15 protein-coding genes are annotated in these 16,929 nt (G+C 51.5%); 2 read left to right on the top strand and 13 right to left on the bottom strand.

Features of this window, described 5'->3' with window-relative positions:
* Window positions 1–108 precede the first annotated feature (108 nt).
* Genes ACFOLF_RS18330 through ACFOLF_RS18320 form a run of 3 tightly spaced genes read right to left on the bottom strand, consistent with a single transcriptional unit; the run spans window position 109 to window position 2,808 of the window.
* Window positions 109–1,089 (bottom strand): ABC transporter permease, encoded by a 981-nt coding sequence (locus tag ACFOLF_RS18330; protein ID WP_210039238.1) that lies wholly within the window; start codon window positions 1,087–1,089, stop codon window positions 109–111.
* Window positions 1,082–2,011 (bottom strand): ABC transporter ATP-binding protein, encoded by a 930-nt coding sequence (locus tag ACFOLF_RS18325; protein ID WP_210039239.1) that lies wholly within the window; start codon window positions 2,009–2,011, stop codon window positions 1,082–1,084. The genes ACFOLF_RS18330 and ACFOLF_RS18325 overlap by 8 nt, the downstream gene beginning before the upstream one ends.
* Window positions 1,990–2,808, bottom strand: coding sequence for a GDSL-type esterase/lipase family protein (locus ACFOLF_RS18320; RefSeq protein ID WP_379114405.1), 819 nt, complete (start codon window positions 2,806–2,808; stop codon window positions 1,990–1,992). Before ACFOLF_RS18320 ends, ACFOLF_RS18325 begins: the two co-directional genes overlap by 22 nt.
* A gap of 306 nt (window positions 2,809–3,114) precedes the next feature.
* Between ACFOLF_RS18320 and ACFOLF_RS18315 the strand changes: the two genes are divergently transcribed.
* A complete protein-coding gene (locus ACFOLF_RS18315) occupies window positions 3,115–6,207 on the top strand; it encodes an Ig-like domain-containing protein (protein ID WP_210039240.1) in 3,093 nt (1,030 codons plus the stop codon).
* A 184-nt stretch (window positions 6,208–6,391) separates the two neighbouring features.
* Here the strand turns inward: ACFOLF_RS18315 and rlmN are convergent, their stop codons facing one another.
* From rlmN to ACFOLF_RS18280, 7 genes are all read right to left on the bottom strand, one after another.
* Window positions 6,392–7,483 (bottom strand): 23S rRNA (adenine(2503)-C(2))-methyltransferase RlmN, encoded by a 1,092-nt coding sequence (rlmN, locus tag ACFOLF_RS18310; protein ID WP_210039241.1) that lies wholly within the window; start codon window positions 7,481–7,483, stop codon window positions 6,392–6,394.
* 157 nt (window positions 7,484–7,640) lie between these two features.
* On the bottom strand, window positions 7,641–9,086 hold the full coding sequence (locus ACFOLF_RS18305) for a DEAD/DEAH box helicase (protein ID WP_210039242.1): 1,446 nt from the start codon (window positions 9,084–9,086) through the stop codon (window positions 7,641–7,643).
* Window positions 9,087–9,244: 158 nt separating this feature from the next.
* Window positions 9,245–9,724 carry a transcription elongation factor GreA gene (gene greA / locus ACFOLF_RS18300; RefSeq protein ID WP_210039243.1) on the bottom strand — a complete coding sequence of 160 codons (480 nt, stop codon included), beginning with the start codon at window positions 9,722–9,724 and terminating at the stop codon, window positions 9,245–9,247.
* Window positions 9,725–10,142: 418 nt separating this feature from the next.
* Window positions 10,143–10,862: a TetR/AcrR family transcriptional regulator C-terminal domain-containing protein gene (locus ACFOLF_RS18295; RefSeq protein ID WP_210039244.1), complete on the bottom strand. Its 720-nt coding sequence runs from the start codon at window positions 10,860–10,862 to the stop codon at window positions 10,143–10,145.
* 200 nt (window positions 10,863–11,062) lie between these two features.
* Entirely contained in the window at window positions 11,063–11,515 is a 453-nt protein-coding gene (locus tag ACFOLF_RS18290) for a MarR family winged helix-turn-helix transcriptional regulator (RefSeq protein WP_210039245.1), read from the bottom strand.
* 60 nt (window positions 11,516–11,575) lie between these two features.
* Entirely contained in the window at window positions 11,576–12,019 is a 444-nt protein-coding gene (locus ACFOLF_RS18285; RefSeq protein ID WP_210039246.1) for an SRPBCC family protein, read from the bottom strand.
* A 193-nt stretch (window positions 12,020–12,212) separates the two neighbouring features.
* Window positions 12,213–12,491 (bottom strand): DUF2277 domain-containing protein, encoded by a 279-nt coding sequence (locus ACFOLF_RS18280; protein ID WP_210039247.1) that lies wholly within the window; start codon window positions 12,489–12,491, stop codon window positions 12,213–12,215.
* A 180-nt stretch (window positions 12,492–12,671) separates the two neighbouring features.
* On the opposite strand from ACFOLF_RS18280, the gene ACFOLF_RS18275 reads away from it, so the two are divergent.
* Complete coding sequence (locus ACFOLF_RS18275; RefSeq protein WP_210039248.1) at window positions 12,672–13,517, top strand: amidohydrolase family protein; 846 nt, start codon at window positions 12,672–12,674, stop codon at window positions 13,515–13,517.
* A 118-nt stretch (window positions 13,518–13,635) separates the two neighbouring features.
* Here the strand turns inward: ACFOLF_RS18275 and ACFOLF_RS18270 are convergent, their stop codons facing one another.
* From ACFOLF_RS18270 to ACFOLF_RS18260, 3 genes are all read right to left on the bottom strand, one after another.
* Entirely contained in the window at window positions 13,636–14,700 is a 1,065-nt protein-coding gene (locus ACFOLF_RS18270; RefSeq protein WP_210039249.1) for a hypothetical protein, read from the bottom strand.
* Window positions 14,697–16,481, bottom strand: coding sequence for an HSP90 family protein (locus ACFOLF_RS18265; RefSeq protein WP_379114403.1), 1,785 nt, complete (start codon window positions 16,479–16,481; stop codon window positions 14,697–14,699). Before ACFOLF_RS18265 ends, ACFOLF_RS18270 begins: the two co-directional genes overlap by 4 nt.
* A gap of 240 nt (window positions 16,482–16,721) precedes the next feature.
* Window positions 16,722–16,859 (bottom strand): hypothetical protein, encoded by a 138-nt coding sequence (locus ACFOLF_RS18260; protein WP_210039250.1) that lies wholly within the window; start codon window positions 16,857–16,859, stop codon window positions 16,722–16,724.
* Window positions 16,860–16,929: the final 70 nt, after the last annotated feature.

Below are 16,929 nucleotides of genomic sequence, written 5' to 3'. Positions count from 1 at the left end.
ACTTTAGTTAATTGCCGGACTCTTATCATGAAATTTTTATACTATATTGGAACGAAACAAGCAGCCGCAGGTAAAGCCTGCGGCTGCTTGGTCCTGCCTATCGCGATTTTAATAAACATCCCGTTTTGTAAATGTAATAAAAGCTACCGCCAGCGCCGAAGCGCCCCAGACGAGCAGCACGAGCAGCGAGAAGCCCAGGGACATGCCTTCGACTGGCGGGGCCGCCTCCTCCAGATATCCAATGAGCTGAAGATTGACCATGAACAGATATTTGGCCGATTCCCATGATTCCACCATCGCGCTCAGGATCGTCCCGGCTATGAGGCAGGCGAGCATAACTCCCATAACCGCCGCTGTGCTGCGGAACAGGACCGAGAGCATGAACGTAATGGTCGCCACGATGAGGGATACGAACCAGGCCAGTCCCAGCTCCATAATAATAAACTGCCACTGCGGCAGTGTATGGACACCCGAGGCGTCAAGCAGCCCATTGCTCACGGAGAAGCCGGTCAGAACCGGCGCCGTCCAGCCCTGAAAGCCGAACACCACCCCGGATATAAGCGTGGACAGCAAACCGAACAGGGTGATAATCAGCGACACCGAGAGGGTAAGCGCCAAATATTTGCTCAGCAAAATCCGCCATCGCATCACTTTGCGCGTCAGCAGAACCTTGATCGTTCCGGCACTGTACTCCGAGGACACAATATCAGCAGCAACGATCATCATCATGAGCGGCAGCAGCAGATTGATCCCGTTCTCAACGAAGCCCCGCACAAAGGTCGGCGCACCCGGCTCCGAGGGGTTAATATTATGGTCGAGGTAGTACCGCTGCTGCTCAATCCGGACCTTCAGATTCTCTCCGTCATCCTCGGACGCCCGCCCGCTGGACAGCCGGTTCTCCCAGCCTGCAAGCTGCTGCTCCAGGGCGAGGCGCCAATCCACATCTCCGAACCGCTTGCGGTTCTCCTCGGCCTGGCGAAGCTGAGCGTAGGTGAACAGGGAAATCAGGATGGCGATAATGAAGGCGACAACCAGCAATCTCCTTTTTCCTGTCAGCTTCACCATCTCATTGTAGACCAGATTATTCAATGCCTTCACCACCCGTCAATTCGAGGAACAAATCCTCCAGCGAGGGAAGCCTGCGGCTCATCTCCGTTACCGTTACGCCCGCCTCCACCAGTGCCTGATTCCATCGCCCGATCTCCTGCCCCGGATAGGATGTCTTCACGGTATCCCCTTCCGTTTCCACCGGATCCGTGAGACGCTGCAGCACCTGAATGCCCTGCGGCATGGGGGAAAGCTTCCAATGCACCCGCTCCTGATGGGCCAGCAGGTTATGGACGGTATCCACGCGGACGACCCGACCCTTGGATATAATGGCAACCCGGTCGCACATCAGCTGAATTTCGCTCAGCAGGTGGCTGGAGACCAGCACGCTCAGACCTTCCTCCTCCGCCAGATAGCGGATGAATTCCCGCATCTCCCTAATGCCGGAGGGATCGAGGCCATTGGTCGGCTCATCCAGAATGAGCACCTTCGGCCTTCCCAGCAGCGCCTGGGCGATGCCCAGCCGCTGGCGCATGCCCAGCGAATAGGTTTTCACCTTGTCGTGAATTCTCGCGTCCAGCCCGACCAGCCGGATGACTTCATTCATCCTCGCCTCATCGATCCCGTCCATCATCCGGGCAAAATACTCCAGGTTCCGCCAGCCGCTCAAATACGTATACAGCTCCGGATTCTCGACAATGCAGCCCATATTGCTCATCGCTTCGGAATACTGCTTATGAAGATCATAGCCGCAGATGTGAATAGAGCCTGATGTCGGCTTGATCAGTCCGACCAGCATGCGGATCGTTGTCGTTTTTCCCGCTCCGTTGGGTCCAAGGAAACCGAATACCTCTCCTCGCCGCAGCTCAAAATCGAGATTATGGATAATTTCCCGCTTCCCGATAATCTTCCTGAGACCCTGGACAGCCAATGTGATCTCGCTCAACCCTTCACCCCCTGCCATGTAATCAGCGACGCTACCCGGTCCCCGATCAGACGGTATCCGGCTGCGTTGGGATGGAATAAGTCACGGGCCAAATAATCCTGAACCTTCAGTTGAAACAGATCAAAGGTTGGAACAAGCACAGTCTGCGGATAGTCTGCCGCAACCTCGGCAGCTTTGTAGTTCCAGTCCCGGACAATCTTTGTCGTAGCTTCCGCATTCTCCAGGGCGCCAAACGGATTGTAGAGGCCAATGAGAAAAATACGGGCATCGGCATTATTCTCCCGAAGCTGCTTCAGAATGGATTTCAATTGAAGCAGATAAGCATCCTCAATCTTCTGTATGTGGGCAGGCTCCAGATTGCCCAGAGTCTGTCCCCCCTGGAACAAATCGTTCCCGCCTGTACTGACCACAATGACATCAGCGGCCACCACTTCGTCCTTAATCCTGCTCTGCCCAAGCTGCTCGGCCAGTTGGCTGGATACTTGTCCGTTCACGCCATAATTGCCCAGCACAATATCCTGCCCGGACTTCTCCTTCAGATCCTCCAGCAAATAACCGACATACCCCTTGCCCTCGGTATCGCCGGTTCCCTTCGTTAACGAATCCCCAAGCGCCAGCAGCCGGAACGAACCGTCGTCCACAATAGGCTCAGGCGCCTCTTCCTCTGTGCCGGGAGCGGTCCCTTCTATAGGCGGAGCCGCTGCCGGCGCTCCGCTGAAGGTATCCTGCAGTGTCCAGGCCAGGCCCCCCGCCCATATCAGACAGGATAATGCCGATATGCCAATCAGCCACTTGATGGCTTTTTCCCTCATCATCTTCCTCTTGCCTCCCCTGCTGGGCGCTGCTTCAGACATATATAACATATTAAGCTGAAACCATACTTAAAAACCTGCCCCAAAAGAGCTGATGTTTAAAGAAAATATAATTATAGACTGAAAAATATAGTATGAGTCCATGAAAAAAAGTTGTAGACTGGGAAAGTAGCGTATTAGACAAAATTTTCATGCATTTGTCGAAGATTGTCTATTATTACGGGTTGGATGCTGTATCTTGCAGTTTCCAAGCGGATGATAGGTATCTTAATATATAAAAAGTTGAACGGGCAGAGAAGGGGGATTGAAGTGAAAAAGAGTATGACGTTATTTTTGATTGCCGTCATTACGGCGCTTCCATTAATTGGATTGTGGCCGGTTCAGGCGCAAGCAGCCTACAGCTTCAGTGACGGGGATGGATCGCCGGGAGATCCTTATATCATTAAAACGGCGGAGGATCTGGATCATATCCGGGATGACTTGACGTCAAATTACACACTTTATGGGGACATTGATCTGTCATCCTATGGAAGCTGGCAGCCGATCGGTTCAGGTCCCAGCGATATGTTTACAGGCAATTTTGATGGAATGGGCAACACCATTACCGGATTGACCATCCATTCGTCCGATAATTTTATTGGACTCTTTGGTTATGTAGGCGGAGCGGCAACGTTTAAAAATGTGCGGTTGGAGAATGTGGATATAACATCGTCCAATGCGAACGCCCAAATCGGTGGACTTGCCAGTTTAACCGTTTCCTATCAAAATACCATTGACCGATGTTCAGTAACCGGTAACATAGAGGGTGTTGGTTTTACGGCGGGCGGCTTACTCGGACAATTGTCTCAAGGCACGCTCACAAACAGCGATGCTCACGTCCATTTAGAGCTTGACAGTACTAACAATAGTTTTGCAGGGGGAATAGTCGGAGCTTTCCAATCGGGTAAAATGGAGAATAACCTTGCAACAGGCGATGTTTCAGGCAAAGGGTACGCCGGAGGTCTGGTTGGATACCAACAGTCAGGAGACATGATCAACAGCTATGCAACCGGTAATGTCACGGGGGCGTCGACCTCTACTATTGGCGGGCTGCTAGGCTATTGGACCAATGGGGACATTAAGAATAGTTATTCAGCTGGAATTGTAGGCCCTGCCGGCGTTGCAGGGGGCCTCGTTGGTAAAGAAGACAACACATTTGGCATTGGCCCCATTATCAACTCCTATTGGAACCTCAGCGATAATCCCACTCTGCAGACGATAGGTTCTGAAATAGAAATGGACGGAGCCGTCACTAGTGACGCTATGAAGCATTGGGCCACTTACACCGGATGGGACCCGTTGGTTTGGGGAATTCAGGAAGGTAAAACCTCCCCCTATTTGCTTTCTTTTTCTCCGGCATTAAGGGTAGATCCGCTTCCATCATCGGTGGTATATTCCACTGAACCCGGGAGTAACCAGTTCGCGCTCTCTGGTTATATGCGTGACGGCAGCATCGGAGAAATATTTGAAGTCGGTTACTTCATAGAGGACGCTTTGAACACCACTGTAGCCCAGGATGTGTATGCCACTGACTCTACAGGAGATAATCAGAGATTTCAATTTCCGGTTACGCTCGACGAGAGCAGTTACACAGCCGGTACCTACACGATACACGTAACAATAAACGATACCGTATCGGGACATGCGAGCCAGCAATCATTAACTTTTAATGTAATAGATATAACAGCTCCGGCTGCTCCTGTCTTCACAAGTCCAGTCAATGGGCAGACGGCGAATGATGCGACACCAACCTTCAGCGGTACAGCAGAGCCTGGCTCGACAGTGACGATTGTACTGGACGGAGCTTCAGCGGGAACGACCACGGCTGCGGGCGATGGAAGCTGGACATGGACAACGGCACCCACGCTTGCCGAAGGTGCGCACACGGCCAGCATACGGGCGACGGACGCTGCGGGCAACACGGGCGCCGATTCCACTATAACCACGTTTACAGTGGATGTGACAGCTCCGGCTGCGCCTGTCATCACAAGCCCAGTCAATGGGCAGACGGCGAATGATGCGACACCAACCTTCAGCGGCACAGCAGAGCCTGGCTCGACAGTGACGATTGTACTGGATGGGGCTTCCGTGGGAACGACCACGGCTGCGGGCGATGGAAGCTGGACATGGACAACGGCACCCACGCTTGCCGAAGGTGCGCACACGGCCAGCATACGGGCGACGGACGCTGCGGGCAACACGGGCACCGATTCCAACGTCATTGCGTTTACAGTGGATATGACGGCTCCGGTTATCACGCTTTTAGGGGATAGCGCCATCGCACTGTTTGAAGGTGACGCTTTTGTCGATCCGGGCGCGGCGGCAGACGATAACTTTGATCGGGATCTGTCGGATAGGATTACAGTGACCGGAACGGTATACAACCAAATTCCGGGAACGTATACGCTGCGCTACAACGCACAGGATATTGCCGGCAACGCGGCGGCAGAAGTGACGCGGACGGTCTATGTGAGCGCACGGAGCAGTTACTCCGGCTGGTATCTATCCGGGAATGCGGATCTCAAGCATCTTACCGTCACAGCCGGCGGGGATGACCTGGCATTAAGCCCGGCTTTTGCTGCCGGCACCACAAGCTACAAAACTGAAACCGCTGCGGAGCAGATCGCGATTCAGGCGGTTCCATCTGATGCCAACGCGTCCGTAACCTTGAAAAGCGAAGCTTTAATTGGCGCAAAAACCGTTCCATTGGAGGATGGGGACAATCGATTTGAGTTTTCCGTCAAAGCGGAGAACGGTACGATCAAGACGTACGATTTGACCGTATACAGGCAGGAGATACCGGAAATTACACCTTGTACGTATGTTGATATTGAAGGCCATTGGGCAGAGGCGCAGATTTGCGAAGCGTTCGCAAAAGGCATAGTCGTGGGCGATTCTCCGACCGTTTTTCGTCCGAACGGGATGGTGACGAGAGTGGAGTTTGCCGCCATGCTGCTTCGTTCGCTGGGGTTAGCCTCTGGATCGGAAGCGGATGATCTGCCGTTTACCGACAGTGGACAAATCCCGTCTTGGGCAAAAGGAACCATCAGCGCAGCGGTGGAGCATGGCGTACTGGATGGCTATCCGGACGGCACGCTCCGGCCGCAGCAGACAATAAACCGGTCCGAAATGGCAGCTATGCTTGCCAAATCCACGAAATGGAAGCCGGATAGCACGCAAAGCTCTTTTGCCGATGATGCCGATATACCCAACTGGGCAAAAGGCTACATTCAGTCCGCTGTCTGGCATGGCGTGCTGGTCGGGCGAGAAGGAAAACGGTTTGTTCCGGACGCGCGAGCGACAAGGGCAGAAGCAGCGGTAGCCCTTCTCCGTTTGTGGAAAACAGCGTCCACCAACGGTTAATGTTCAATAAACGCAGCAGCGGCAGTTCTGGACTAATTTTTCGTCCAAAGCCTGCCGCTGTTTCCTTTATTAGAGTCAGTTTAACACTTTATTTTCATCAAACAGCCGGAACCGGTTCATGACGATTTGATTTTATATTGAACCAGGCAAGTGCCGGAAGAAGCCTGCTATTGCCTTTCTTCCTTTATCCCGCAGCAATCCTGCCCGGGCCGGCTGGTTTGGATTCCTTGATTTGCTTGCTTCTGAGCTGTCCGCACGCAGCATCGATATCGGTGCCGTGCTCCAGGCGGACGCTGCAGCTGACGCCCTGCTTCTTGAGCGTATCATAGAAAGCCCGTATCGACTCCTGCTCGCTTCTCTGATATTGACTGTGCTCATCCACGGGATTGTAGGGAATGAGATTCACATTGGCCAGATGCTTGTTGTCCCCGATCAGCTCAGCCAGCTCAAGAGCCTGCTCCCTGTGATCATTGACATCCTTCAGCAAAATGTATTCCAGCGTGATCCGGCGGTTGGTTTTATCCCAGTAATATTGGATCGCCTCCATCAGCTTCTCGATGGGAATTGCACGGTTGATTTTCATAATCCGCGTGCGAAGCTCATTATTGGGCGCATGCAGGGACACCGCCAGATTCACCTGCATATCGGAATCGGTGAATTCGATGATTTTATCCGCGAGGCCGCTGGTCGAAACCGTGATATGCCTTGCTCCGATAGCAAGCCCCTTATGGTCCTTAATGACCCGCAGGAAATCGGACAGATTCTCAAAATTATCGAATGGCTCGCCGATACCCATCACGACTACGTGGCTGACTTTGCCCTCCTGTCCGGCTTGATCAAGATGAAGCTGAACGTTCATGATTTGTTCCACGATTTCGCCGCTTGTCAGATCCCGGCTCTTGGGCAGCAGTCCGCTTGCGCAGAAGCTGCAGCCGATGTTACAGCCCACCTGGGTCGTCACGCACACCGATAGTCCGAATTTATGCTTCATGAGCACCGTTTCGATCAGATTGCCGTCCACCAGCTTGAACAGGAACTTGATCGTGCCGTCAGCCGATTCCTGCTTCACATGCTCGGTCAGAGTCTGGATGACAAAATGCTCCTCCAGTACGGCAATGCATTCCGGATGGACATCGGTCATGTCCGTGAAAGCCGTTACCCGCTTCCTGTACAGCCAATCCCATACCTGCGCGGCGCGGAACTTCCGATGTCCACGCTCCGACAGCCAGGCCGTCAGCTGATCCAGGGTCATTCCATATATAGATGCTTTATTCATTGGATATCCTCTTTTCAAAAGCTTCGAAATGTAGGGCCGTTTCTTATGACAGAGAAGGGCTATGTTCGCCCATCTATTTATTATTGTCCCAAATTTTTTTTGCTAACACAAGGGGAGATCCATGAAAGGTAAGGCGAATCCCCGCCATGAACCCGTTTTATTTCAAAGCCTTGCGGACCTTCAGCAGCTTGCCCTTGATGTTCGTCGTCTGCATGACTTCAAGCACCAGCGGCCCTTTGCCATTCAAAATATCCACATAGGACACATTATCCTGGATCGTAATAATGCCGATATCCTCTGCGGTTACCCCTTCAATTCTGGCAATCGTGCCGACAAAATCAACGGCTCTGAGCTTCTTTTTCTTGCCGCCGTTGAAATTCAGCTTCATAATTCCCGCATTAATCTGCTCATTCTTGTCTTTCTTGAGCGTAGTCCGGGCATGCGACTTCGCTTCGAAGGCTGGTTCTCTCAGGGCAACCTGTTCTCTTGAAGGAGCCTTCATAACCGGAATCGCAAACCCGATATAGCGTTCAATGTCCGCCAGAAACTTGCCCTCGTGAGGGGTTGCGAACGTTATGGCCTTCCCCTGCTTGCCCGCGCGGCCGGTTCTTCCCGTACGATGGACATAGCTTTCCTTCTCCATGGGGAGATCATAATTAATGACCAGCGATATATTATCGATATCAATGCCTCTGGCGGCGACATCGGTAGCGATCAGGTAGCGGAATTGTCCGCGCCTGAAGGCGTTCATGACCTCGAACCGGACCTCCTGCTCCAGACCTCCATGGATCTTGTCGCATGAATAATCCAGCGCGGCCATTCGTATGAACAGCTGGTCCACCTGTTCCTTCGTCCGGCAAAAAATCATGCAGCTGTCCGGATTCTCGACGATGGTGACCGCCTGAAGCAAGGGCCACTTGTCGGCATCCTTCACCTCGATCAGAGAATGCTGAATCTGGTCCGTCGTGACCCCGGCTGCCTCAAGCTCGATATGAACAGGATTGTTCATATATTTCTGGCAAAGACTTTCCACATCCCGCGGCAGGGTCGCCGAGAACAGCATCGTCACCCTGCTTCCCGGCAGCGCCTGAATGATCGCCTCCACCTGCTCGATAAAGCCCATATTCAGCATCTCGTCGGCCTCATCAATAACCAGGCAGGCCAGACGGTCCAGCACAAGCGTGCCTCGCTGGATGTGGTCCAGCACACGCCCTGGAGTCCCGACGATCACATGGGTTCTCTGCTTTAATTCCGCTGTTTGAATGGTAAAGGGCTGCTTGCCGTAAAGAGCCGCGACCTTAATTCGTTTGAACCGCCCGATATGGGTCAAATCCTCTTTCACCTGGACCGCAAGCTCCCGTGTGGGAGTCAGAACCAGCGCCTGCGGCTTGTTCTCATTCCAGTCCGCCAGCTCACAGACCGGAATCCCGAATGCCGCGGTTTTTCCGCTTCCGGTTTGCGATTTCACCACCAGATCCTGCCTTGCAAGCGCCGCGGGCAGGACTTCCTGCTGCACGCTGGTCGGCGTTTCGTACCCGAGGCTGTCCAATGCTCTGATGATCTCTTCACTTATCGCATAGTCTTTGAATGACTGCTTACTCATAGTCCTGCCTCTTCCGTTATAGTTTCACTGCCGGTCGTTCATACAAACGGCGCCGCCTCTCTCGTCATGAAAGAAGCGGCGCCAGGTTCGAATATTAGAGAGAAGTCCACAACGCCACACAGATTGAATATAAGAATGTTGATGCCGAGTATCTCTTCTTACATGGCTTTGATTTCAAGCAGTTCGTATTGGATAACGCCCATCGGGGCATTCACGCTGATGATGCTGCCCACGGATTTTCCCATCAGCGCTTTGCCGAGCGGGCTCTCGTAGGAGATTTTATTATCGGAAGCATCGGCCTCGCTGGAGCCGACAAGCATGTATTCTAATTTTTCGGAAAATTCAACATCATTCAGGACCGCAATAAGGCCGATCTGAACAGTGGAGATATCCATGCTGTCATCCGCGACACGTGCTTTATTCAGCATTTTTTCCAGAACCATGATTCTCGTTTCCATGAAGGATTGGTCATTTTTGGCGGAATGATACTCACTGTTTTCCTTCAAATCGCCGTAGCTGATCGCGAGTTTAATACGGCTGGCCAGCTCCTTGCGTTTGACCGTCTTGAGATCATCCAGCTCGAACTCCAGCTTGGCCAGGCCTTCTTTGGTTAATATAATTTCTTCTTCCTTCGACATTCCCACAGCTCCCAATCGATTAAAAGCTCTATTTGTTATACTCTGCTTAATTCTAACCGATATGCAGGAATATAGCGATGGTTATAAAGGATGCCCTCTTTTTCCCTCATGCGAAAGAATCACAATTGCTATTTGTGCTGCCAGCGGCGTTTCGGCAGTAGGAGAGCAAATAGCCGTACATGATGCACGGCTCTTTGCTTGCCCGGTCCCGGATTCGTTTCCTTGTTCCGGATCTATCCCTTATACGAGCTGCCTGTCCCAGTGGCGGCGAGCCGCTATCGCATCCAAGAAGGCTTGGGCAAAATTCGCTGCAGCTTGTCCAATGATAACGTCTGGAACGCTGCCGATCCCGCCCGCTTCCAGCCAACCCTTGCCGTCCTCGGCAGCGCCGATCGGCTTCGTTCCCGGGGGAAGCGGTTTACGACTCAGCAGGCGGAAGCTTTAGGGAAAATCCAGCGATGAAAACACTCAAACCGAATTGAAACTCCTCGTCCCAGTTGGAATTTGTCGTATAGGAGGCCAGACGGATCATATAGGGGAACTGATCCTCCGGTAATTGCGAATAAAATTGATTGAAATTCCCGCTCATCTTCTCCTGCGTATCCCCGTCTTCTCCGGCAAATTCCCTCAAGCGGGCCTCTTCCGCGACAAACCCAAGTACATGGTTTTTCAGCATGGAAGCCGCCCAGGGAATTTGATGATCTGGGAACCCCGCCGAGGCAAGGAGCTTATACAGCTTCTCGATTTGCAGCAAACGGTGATACCCCATAGCGATCGTGGTATTGAAAATATCGACCGCGTCCCGGTAAGCATGGAGCGCCCGCCTGAACTGCTCCCCCCACTGCAGAATCTGGTCGGTCCAAGGCAGGTCGGCATCCGGCCATACCATTTGTTCGCTTATTTTGTCAGCCAGCAGCTGAAGCAGCTGGTCTTTGTCTTTGACATGGTAATACAGGGAGGCGGTTTTGACCTGCAATTTATCCGCTATTTTGCGCATGCTTAATTCCTTCAGGCCGATCTCATTCAATAAAAGAAGAGCCGTCTGCGTGATCCGGGCCTGGTCCAGCGGGATATGGGTTATCTCCTGCCCCTCTGAGCCGGAGGCTAAATTCTGAGGATAAATTCGTCTTCTCGCCATAAAGGATCTCCCCCTTTTATATGAGAAGTATAGCATAGCACTTCCAAAGATCACCTGACCTGCAGCAATGGGAATTACTCCGGATGTCCGTCTGTATGTGGTCGGACAGCCGTCATGCAGCGCCGCACCGGGCGTTGGGAGCTGCGCGCGGTGCGGGCGCCTGGACGGGAAATCCTCTTTCATTTGAGAAGAATCTTTGCTCAGGAATTATGCCTCTTCACCAGCTGCAGCAAGAGGTCAATCAGCTGCCCCTTATCGTCGCCGATGCTCTCGAAAAATGCACGATCCGCCGCTTCGACGACTTGTACAGCCCGGGTGGCGAGATCATTGCCGGGTGCAGTCATCGTAATGACCTTCGCCCGGGTATCGATCGAATGGGGACTTCGTTTGATATAGCCTTTTTTCTCAAGTGTTCTCAGTACCTGCGAAGTCACATTCACATCCATCTGGGCGTGATTCGCCAGCTGGACTTGCGTCACACCGCCATCGCTGCCTTTGCCGTTCAGCCACTGACAGGAGAAAAGCAGCACGAACTGGGGGTGTGTCAGCTCGAGGGGCTCCAGAACACGCCGAATCTCCCTTTGCCAAATATTCGTTGTCTGCCACAGGAGAAAACCCGGGCTATCCCTCGATTCCTTAAATTCTGAGCTCATTTCATTCCTCCAGCATAGCGCCGGCAATCGTCTGAAAATCCCAGGCGCTCATTTATTGCATTACTTGGCATGCTGCTGCCGCTCTCTGTCCAATGCTAACGAGGCTAGGCACTCCATAGTATCCGGGATGCCTTGAACCATGTGGGCCCCTATCTGCGGGCCAAGCCGTTCTGCCTCGGGACCTGTAATCTGAACCCGGTGCGTAATGGCCGTCCCTTCGCCAGTCTCTTGAAGACGATGAGTGAAATGGATTTGAATCCCCGCTTCCGGCATGTCGGTAACATCCGAGAAGCCGCGCCGGGGCTCCACCTCTGTAAGTTCAAAGGCCAAGCGCTCCTGCCCCTCTGGCTGCAAGATTCCACGGGTACCCGCGGTGAAAGTACCTTCCAAGGAGACATAGGCGATTCCCTTATCCCAGACTACCCATGACGAGATGTCGCTATAAAGTTCCCAGATCGTCTTGGCTCTTGCCCCTGTCGTTATCGTGTGCTCGAATTCCCACATATAATCACTCCTCATTTAATATATGTATTAATTATATGTATACATATTATATGTGTAAATAATGTAATCCTGCCAATAAAGCCCCCGACTGAACAAGCTGAATCGAAAAAGAGCCTTACGCAAGCCGATTATACGGTTTGCGTAAGGTCCTTTAGTGGTGCAGGAACGTTTAGAAATGCAATAAACCAAATCCTCAATTACTTTCAGTTCCGAACCTTTTCGCGTATCCGGCGCGGGCACGCTGAATTACAATTTCGCGGTTGCGCGGCTCAGCATTCGTCACCAGTGACTCCAACAGTTTGCCGGCCACCAGCGTTACCTCCATAATGGCCTGATTGAACGCTTCCTCGTTCGCCTTGGAGGGCTTGGTGAAGCCCGAGATTTTCCTTACAAATTGAAGCGCAGCGGCTTGAATCTCATCTTCGGTAGCAGGTGGGTCAAAGTTGAAAAGCGGCTTAATATTCCGGCACATAGGCTTTCTCCTTTGCACGTGGTTTTTTTATTATCTTACTATACACGAACGCTTCCGGCAAAAATAGTATCCGGGCCCTTAATAGAGATTATTGATTATGGGAACCGATTGATCTATTAGACGGTCTGCTGGTCCAATGTTAGAGTTTGGATATTCGAATCTAAACGGAGGAGTATGCGCATGATTATTGATTTTCGCATGAAACCGCCCTTGCCTGCCTGGGAGCAGCTGTTCGCGGAAGGCCGGGATGCCTTGACCGGCTTTTTGAATCTGCAGGGACTTGAACCCATCAAGTCGGAAACACTCGGGCAGGTAATTGGGGAAATGGACGCGTTTGGCATTACTCACGCCGTGGTAATGGGACGCGGCAACGAGCCCGGCTCCTCCAATAAGGAGCTCGGAGCATTTTTGGGCAGTCAGCCGACAAAGCGGTTTATTGGATTCATCGGCTTGGACAATATGGATGTGGAAGGTGCAGTAGAAACCATCGAGACCTATGCGGCTTCGCAGCTGTTCCACGGCGTATCGATCAATCCGGTGACCCTCCAGCCTCTTACCCCGATTGGAGACCCGTCGTGGGATCCTATCTTAGAAGCATGTCTGAGGCATAATCTGCCGTTATCCATTACGTTAAGCGGATTTCTTGGGCTGATCAGCCCTTCACCGGATTACGACTATATAAGACCTAACCGCCTCATTCGCGCTGCCAGGAAATATCCGGAGCTGAACATCGTTATTTCCCATGGAGCATGGCCATTCGTCAGCGAGGCCGTCACAACGGCTATCTATTGCCCGAATATCTACCTCTCACCGGATTTATATCTCGGCTTCCCCGGCAGCCAGCTGTATGTGGAAGCCGCGAACTTCCCGCTCTCGGACCGGATTCTCTACGGCAGCTGCTATCCGAACATGCCTTATGGATTCGCGCTGCAGCACTTCCGCAGCCAAAGCTGGAATGAAGGCGTGTTAGACAAAGTGTTGTATGAGAATGGAGCCAGGCTGCTGGGTCTCGGTCTTCCTGATTGATTCATCCAAGCTTGCCGTAGTTCTCCGGTTAACAGCACAAACGGCGGTCCGGGAATCAATAATGTCCGGACTGCCGCTGCTATTTGCGGACTATTATATGGAGTATTGTCATTTACACTTATTCCTTCTGCGCTTTTGAATAAGCAAGAACCAGCCGGCGGAAATTCAGCTCTTTCTCCGAGATATACTGTGTCATATAGTCATTGCCGTTTCTGGCATTAAACAATTCGGCTATCGACTGAATTTCATTATCCAGCCAGCTCAAGGTGACCGTGTCGGATTCCAGCAGCTTTTTTCTGCGTCTTGTTTTACTCCATTCCTGAAGGAAGTGACGAAGAGACAGCAGATATTGCAATTGGTCCCATGGCACTCTGCTCTCCAATCCCAATCGAATGGTCCGTTCATATAGTTTGACGGCCTTCCTCATATCCGTCACCGTGAAAAACTCCATAAAGATGCCGTATTCGGTCAAATACCCGGGACCCGTGATCGTTCGGAAAGCCTTATTGGCCGTACTGATGGCCCGCTCATATTCGCCCAGCTTGAGTAAAGGATTAATGATTTGACTGTAGGTGTTCTGCGGTATGGAGCGGCATTGCAGCTTCCCTTCCAATATCGGTTTAACCGTCTGCATGCCCTTTTTATTTTGATTGATCATAAAGTGGTATCTGCCGAACAAGTTCTGCTCGCAGGCCTTGCAGTCGGATAATGAGTCCCGATTTGCTGCTCTCCACTGCTTATAATGAATGGCCGCTTCCTCCATATTGCCTTGCGACATCTTGAAATTCACTTGCTGCTGGTAATAGGCCCTTAGGGAATAACCGTACTTGCTGCACTTCTCTTTGAAATCGTCAAATATCTGCTCGATCTGCTCCAGACTGAATTGCGGAATCCGCCAAAGCTGGCCCAGTATCCATTTATAATGCCACATGATATTGAAGGTGGAATATACGCCAGGCGAGTTCTCGAATTTGGCCAGGCACCACGAGAAGGAGATGAAGATCCTCTCCGGGCAGCCGCATTCCAGAGCGGCATTAGAATAATCCATTCGGGCGTCATAAGCATTTTCTTCCGTCAAATATTTATCCGCGATATGAATGGCTTCTTCCAGCAGCGCAAGCTTTTGGACGCCATCGGGCATACTCCACGTCTGTCTCCGCAAATGATTAAACCGGTTCTTCATAGGTCTGCCCCATTCGCCCGATCCAAGCCCATGTTCATGAATTCCAGCAAAGAATCGTTCATTAATCTCAATTCCTCCGGACCTAGAGGGTGATTGCCCATCAACAGGGACTGCGTATAGAACAGCTCTATGCATACTTGCTGAATCCGGATATCGTTGGATGCGATGGCTTTGCGCACAATCTGATTATTATAGTTGTAGCACAGCCGCGCATAAGGCTTCTCATACAGCTCTGTCCGAATGACATGCACGATATCGGTAAAAAGCGCGTTCGCTTCCTTCTCGCTTTCTTCCGCCAGCTTAAAAAAGTTCACTTCCTGATTCGTATTATAGAGCACAGGCAAATCTGCCGGTTCAAACCATCTGATCAAGCTTTGGCATTGATATTTCATCAGCAGACGATCGGATAATTCCAGAAATGGCTGGACGTCCATCTGTTCTTCCCGGCCCAGCGGCTCGAACCGGTTCGAGAATTCCAATATATCCAGAACCGTCAATTTGACATGCTCCATAACGCTGGCAACTTTACGGACAAGCTCAAAATCATGGACATACCCGCCGTTGATGACCATTAATTCCTGCGACTTCGCTACTCTGGAGATCTGCCTGAATTCATCGAGCGTCGGGGTCAATAGAATCGAGGAATGAAGACTCGTAATCGCCGCCATATCCATTGTGCCGTAAGAGGTCTCAAAGTTCAGATGGCGGATAAATAATGCATACAGCTCCTCGTCCTCTACAGCCATGGCTTTGATGGAGGCGTAGTGCACAAGAATAATGCGTTTGAACAATTCCGGATTCTGCTCTGCCAGCCCAATCAGATGGGACTTGATGCATTCCCCCAGCTCATCCCTGACCGTGAAGAACAGATCATTCTCCTGGAAAGCTTCCCTCGAAGCCGTCGGCCGCAGGCTGTCTGTGTTCAGAATGCCATTCACGAAAAAAGCCCATGGCGGCAGGATGTTGTTCATTTTGTCGGAAAGCAGCATGTTCTTCAAGTAAACCTTATGCTTCTTCTCGTCCTGCAGGCTGACCGCAAAGGGAAGAATGTGGGCAACTCCTTCCACGCCGCCAAGAATCGAACGCAGCGGGATAATATCCAACGGTTTATTGTAGGTGGCATCCTCCACATAGGTCATGGCAGCCTCTTTATCCATCCGCCAGGGAGGCAAGGACTCATTGATCCGCTGCTCATATTTCTCTTCAATCAAGTAGATGGGAGCGGCCAGAAACTCTCCAAACTTCTGGAGCAATTCCCGCACCCGGTAAAATTCGAAGTATTCTTCATACTCAGGCTTGGCCTTCAGATAGACCGTTGTACCAACTGAAACATCCTTCTTGAGCTTCTTGATCTGATAGGTGCCGTCAGGCTTGCCCCGCCATTCCAGGGAATCGCCTTCAAGCGCAGAACGCGTAATCAATACAATTTCATCGCTCACCACGAAACAGGATAAGAGTCCCACGCCGAATTGACCGATGAAATCATCGGATGCGTCCAGATTGTCCTTCTTCGTTGTGCTCCCGATTCGCGCGAGGAACTGTTCAATCCCGGACTCCGTGAGTCCGCAGCCGTTATCCTGAAAAGAGAGCGTGTGGGAAGACGGGAATATCTCCGCCTTCACCTTCTCCTCAAATGAGTGGCCCAGCCGCTTCCTGGCCGTAATCGCATCGACTCCGTTCTGAAGCAGCTCGCGGATGAATACGCCGGGATCGGAATAAAGATGATTCGACAATAGATCGATAACGCCTTGCAGGTTTACTTGGAAATTCATATTTGTCATCGGCAATGTACCCCTAGGATGGTTAAATTATGGTCATTGCCTACTAATTTCGATATTGTTTTGGATTTCTCCTTGTCCCGCTATGAGTCCGTTCTCCCATTTACAAATATTTATAGGTCAGGTGAAAAGGACAGGCGGAGCAGGCCTTTAAAAAAGCAGCAACCACGGACAAGCAAAAAACTAGTCTAGTCCAGAACTGCTACCGCTTATGACGTATACCATTTGCCTTTTACGTATGCTTTAGTTCTCTTTCAAATAAGTCTGATCCTGATGCTGCAGATGGTAGTATCTCGTTCCCGGCGGATTATGAATGCGCTGGATTACCTCGGTCCGGTCAAATGGCCTCGCTATGAAGTCATTGGCTCCTTCATCCTTCATGGGCTTCATCTGCCTTGGCCAAGGTCAAAAAGAGCCCATTCGAAATTACGAATAGGCTCATGTTATTGAG

This window comes from Paenibacillus sepulcri, assembly GCF_042647105.1.
GTDB classification, from domain to species: Bacteria; Bacillota; Bacilli; order Paenibacillales; family Paenibacillaceae; genus Paenibacillus_Z; species Paenibacillus_Z sepulcri.
This window is presented reverse-complemented; position numbering and strand designations above follow the sequence as displayed.

Bases quoted from the DNA above. Each gene is read 5' to 3' on its own strand.
- ACFOLF_RS18325 (WP_210039239.1), bottom strand. From the start codon at position 2,011: ATGGCAGGGGGTGAAGGGTTGAGCGAGATCACATTGGCTGTCCAGGGT.
- ACFOLF_RS18320 (WP_379114405.1), bottom strand. From the start codon at position 2,808: ATGATGAGGGAAAAAGCCATCAAGTGGCTGATTGGCATATCGGCATTA.
- rlmN (WP_210039241.1), bottom strand. From the start codon at position 7,483: ATGAATAAAGCATCTATATATGGAATGACCCTGGATCAGCTGACGGCC.
- ACFOLF_RS18305 (WP_210039242.1), bottom strand. From the start codon at position 9,086: ATGAGTAAGCAGTCATTCAAAGACTATGCGATAAGTGAAGAGATCATC.
- greA (WP_210039243.1), bottom strand. From the start codon at position 9,724: ATGTCGAAGGAAGAAGAAATTATATTAACCAAAGAAGGCCTGGCCAAG.
- ACFOLF_RS18295 (WP_210039244.1), bottom strand. From the start codon at position 10,862: ATGGCGAGAAGACGAATTTATCCTCAGAATTTAGCCTCCGGCTCAGAG.
- ACFOLF_RS18290 (WP_210039245.1), bottom strand. From the start codon at position 11,515: ATGAGCTCAGAATTTAAGGAATCGAGGGATAGCCCGGGTTTTCTCCTG.
- ACFOLF_RS18285 (WP_210039246.1), bottom strand. From the start codon at position 12,019: ATGTGGGAATTCGAGCACACGATAACGACAGGGGCAAGAGCCAAGACG.
- ACFOLF_RS18280 (WP_210039247.1), bottom strand. From the start codon at position 12,491: ATGTGCCGGAATATTAAGCCGCTTTTCAACTTTGACCCACCTGCTACC.
- ACFOLF_RS18275 (WP_210039248.1), top strand. From the start codon at position 12,672: ATGATTATTGATTTTCGCATGAAACCGCCCTTGCCTGCCTGGGAGCAG.
- ACFOLF_RS18270 (WP_210039249.1), bottom strand. From the start codon at position 14,700: ATGAAGAACCGGTTTAATCATTTGCGGAGACAGACGTGGAGTATGCCC.
- ACFOLF_RS18265 (WP_379114403.1), bottom strand. From the start codon at position 16,481: ATGACAAATATGAATTTCCAAGTAAACCTGCAAGGCGTTATCGATCTA.
- ACFOLF_RS18260 (WP_210039250.1), bottom strand. From the start codon at position 16,859: ATGAAGGATGAAGGAGCCAATGACTTCATAGCGAGGCCATTTGACCGG.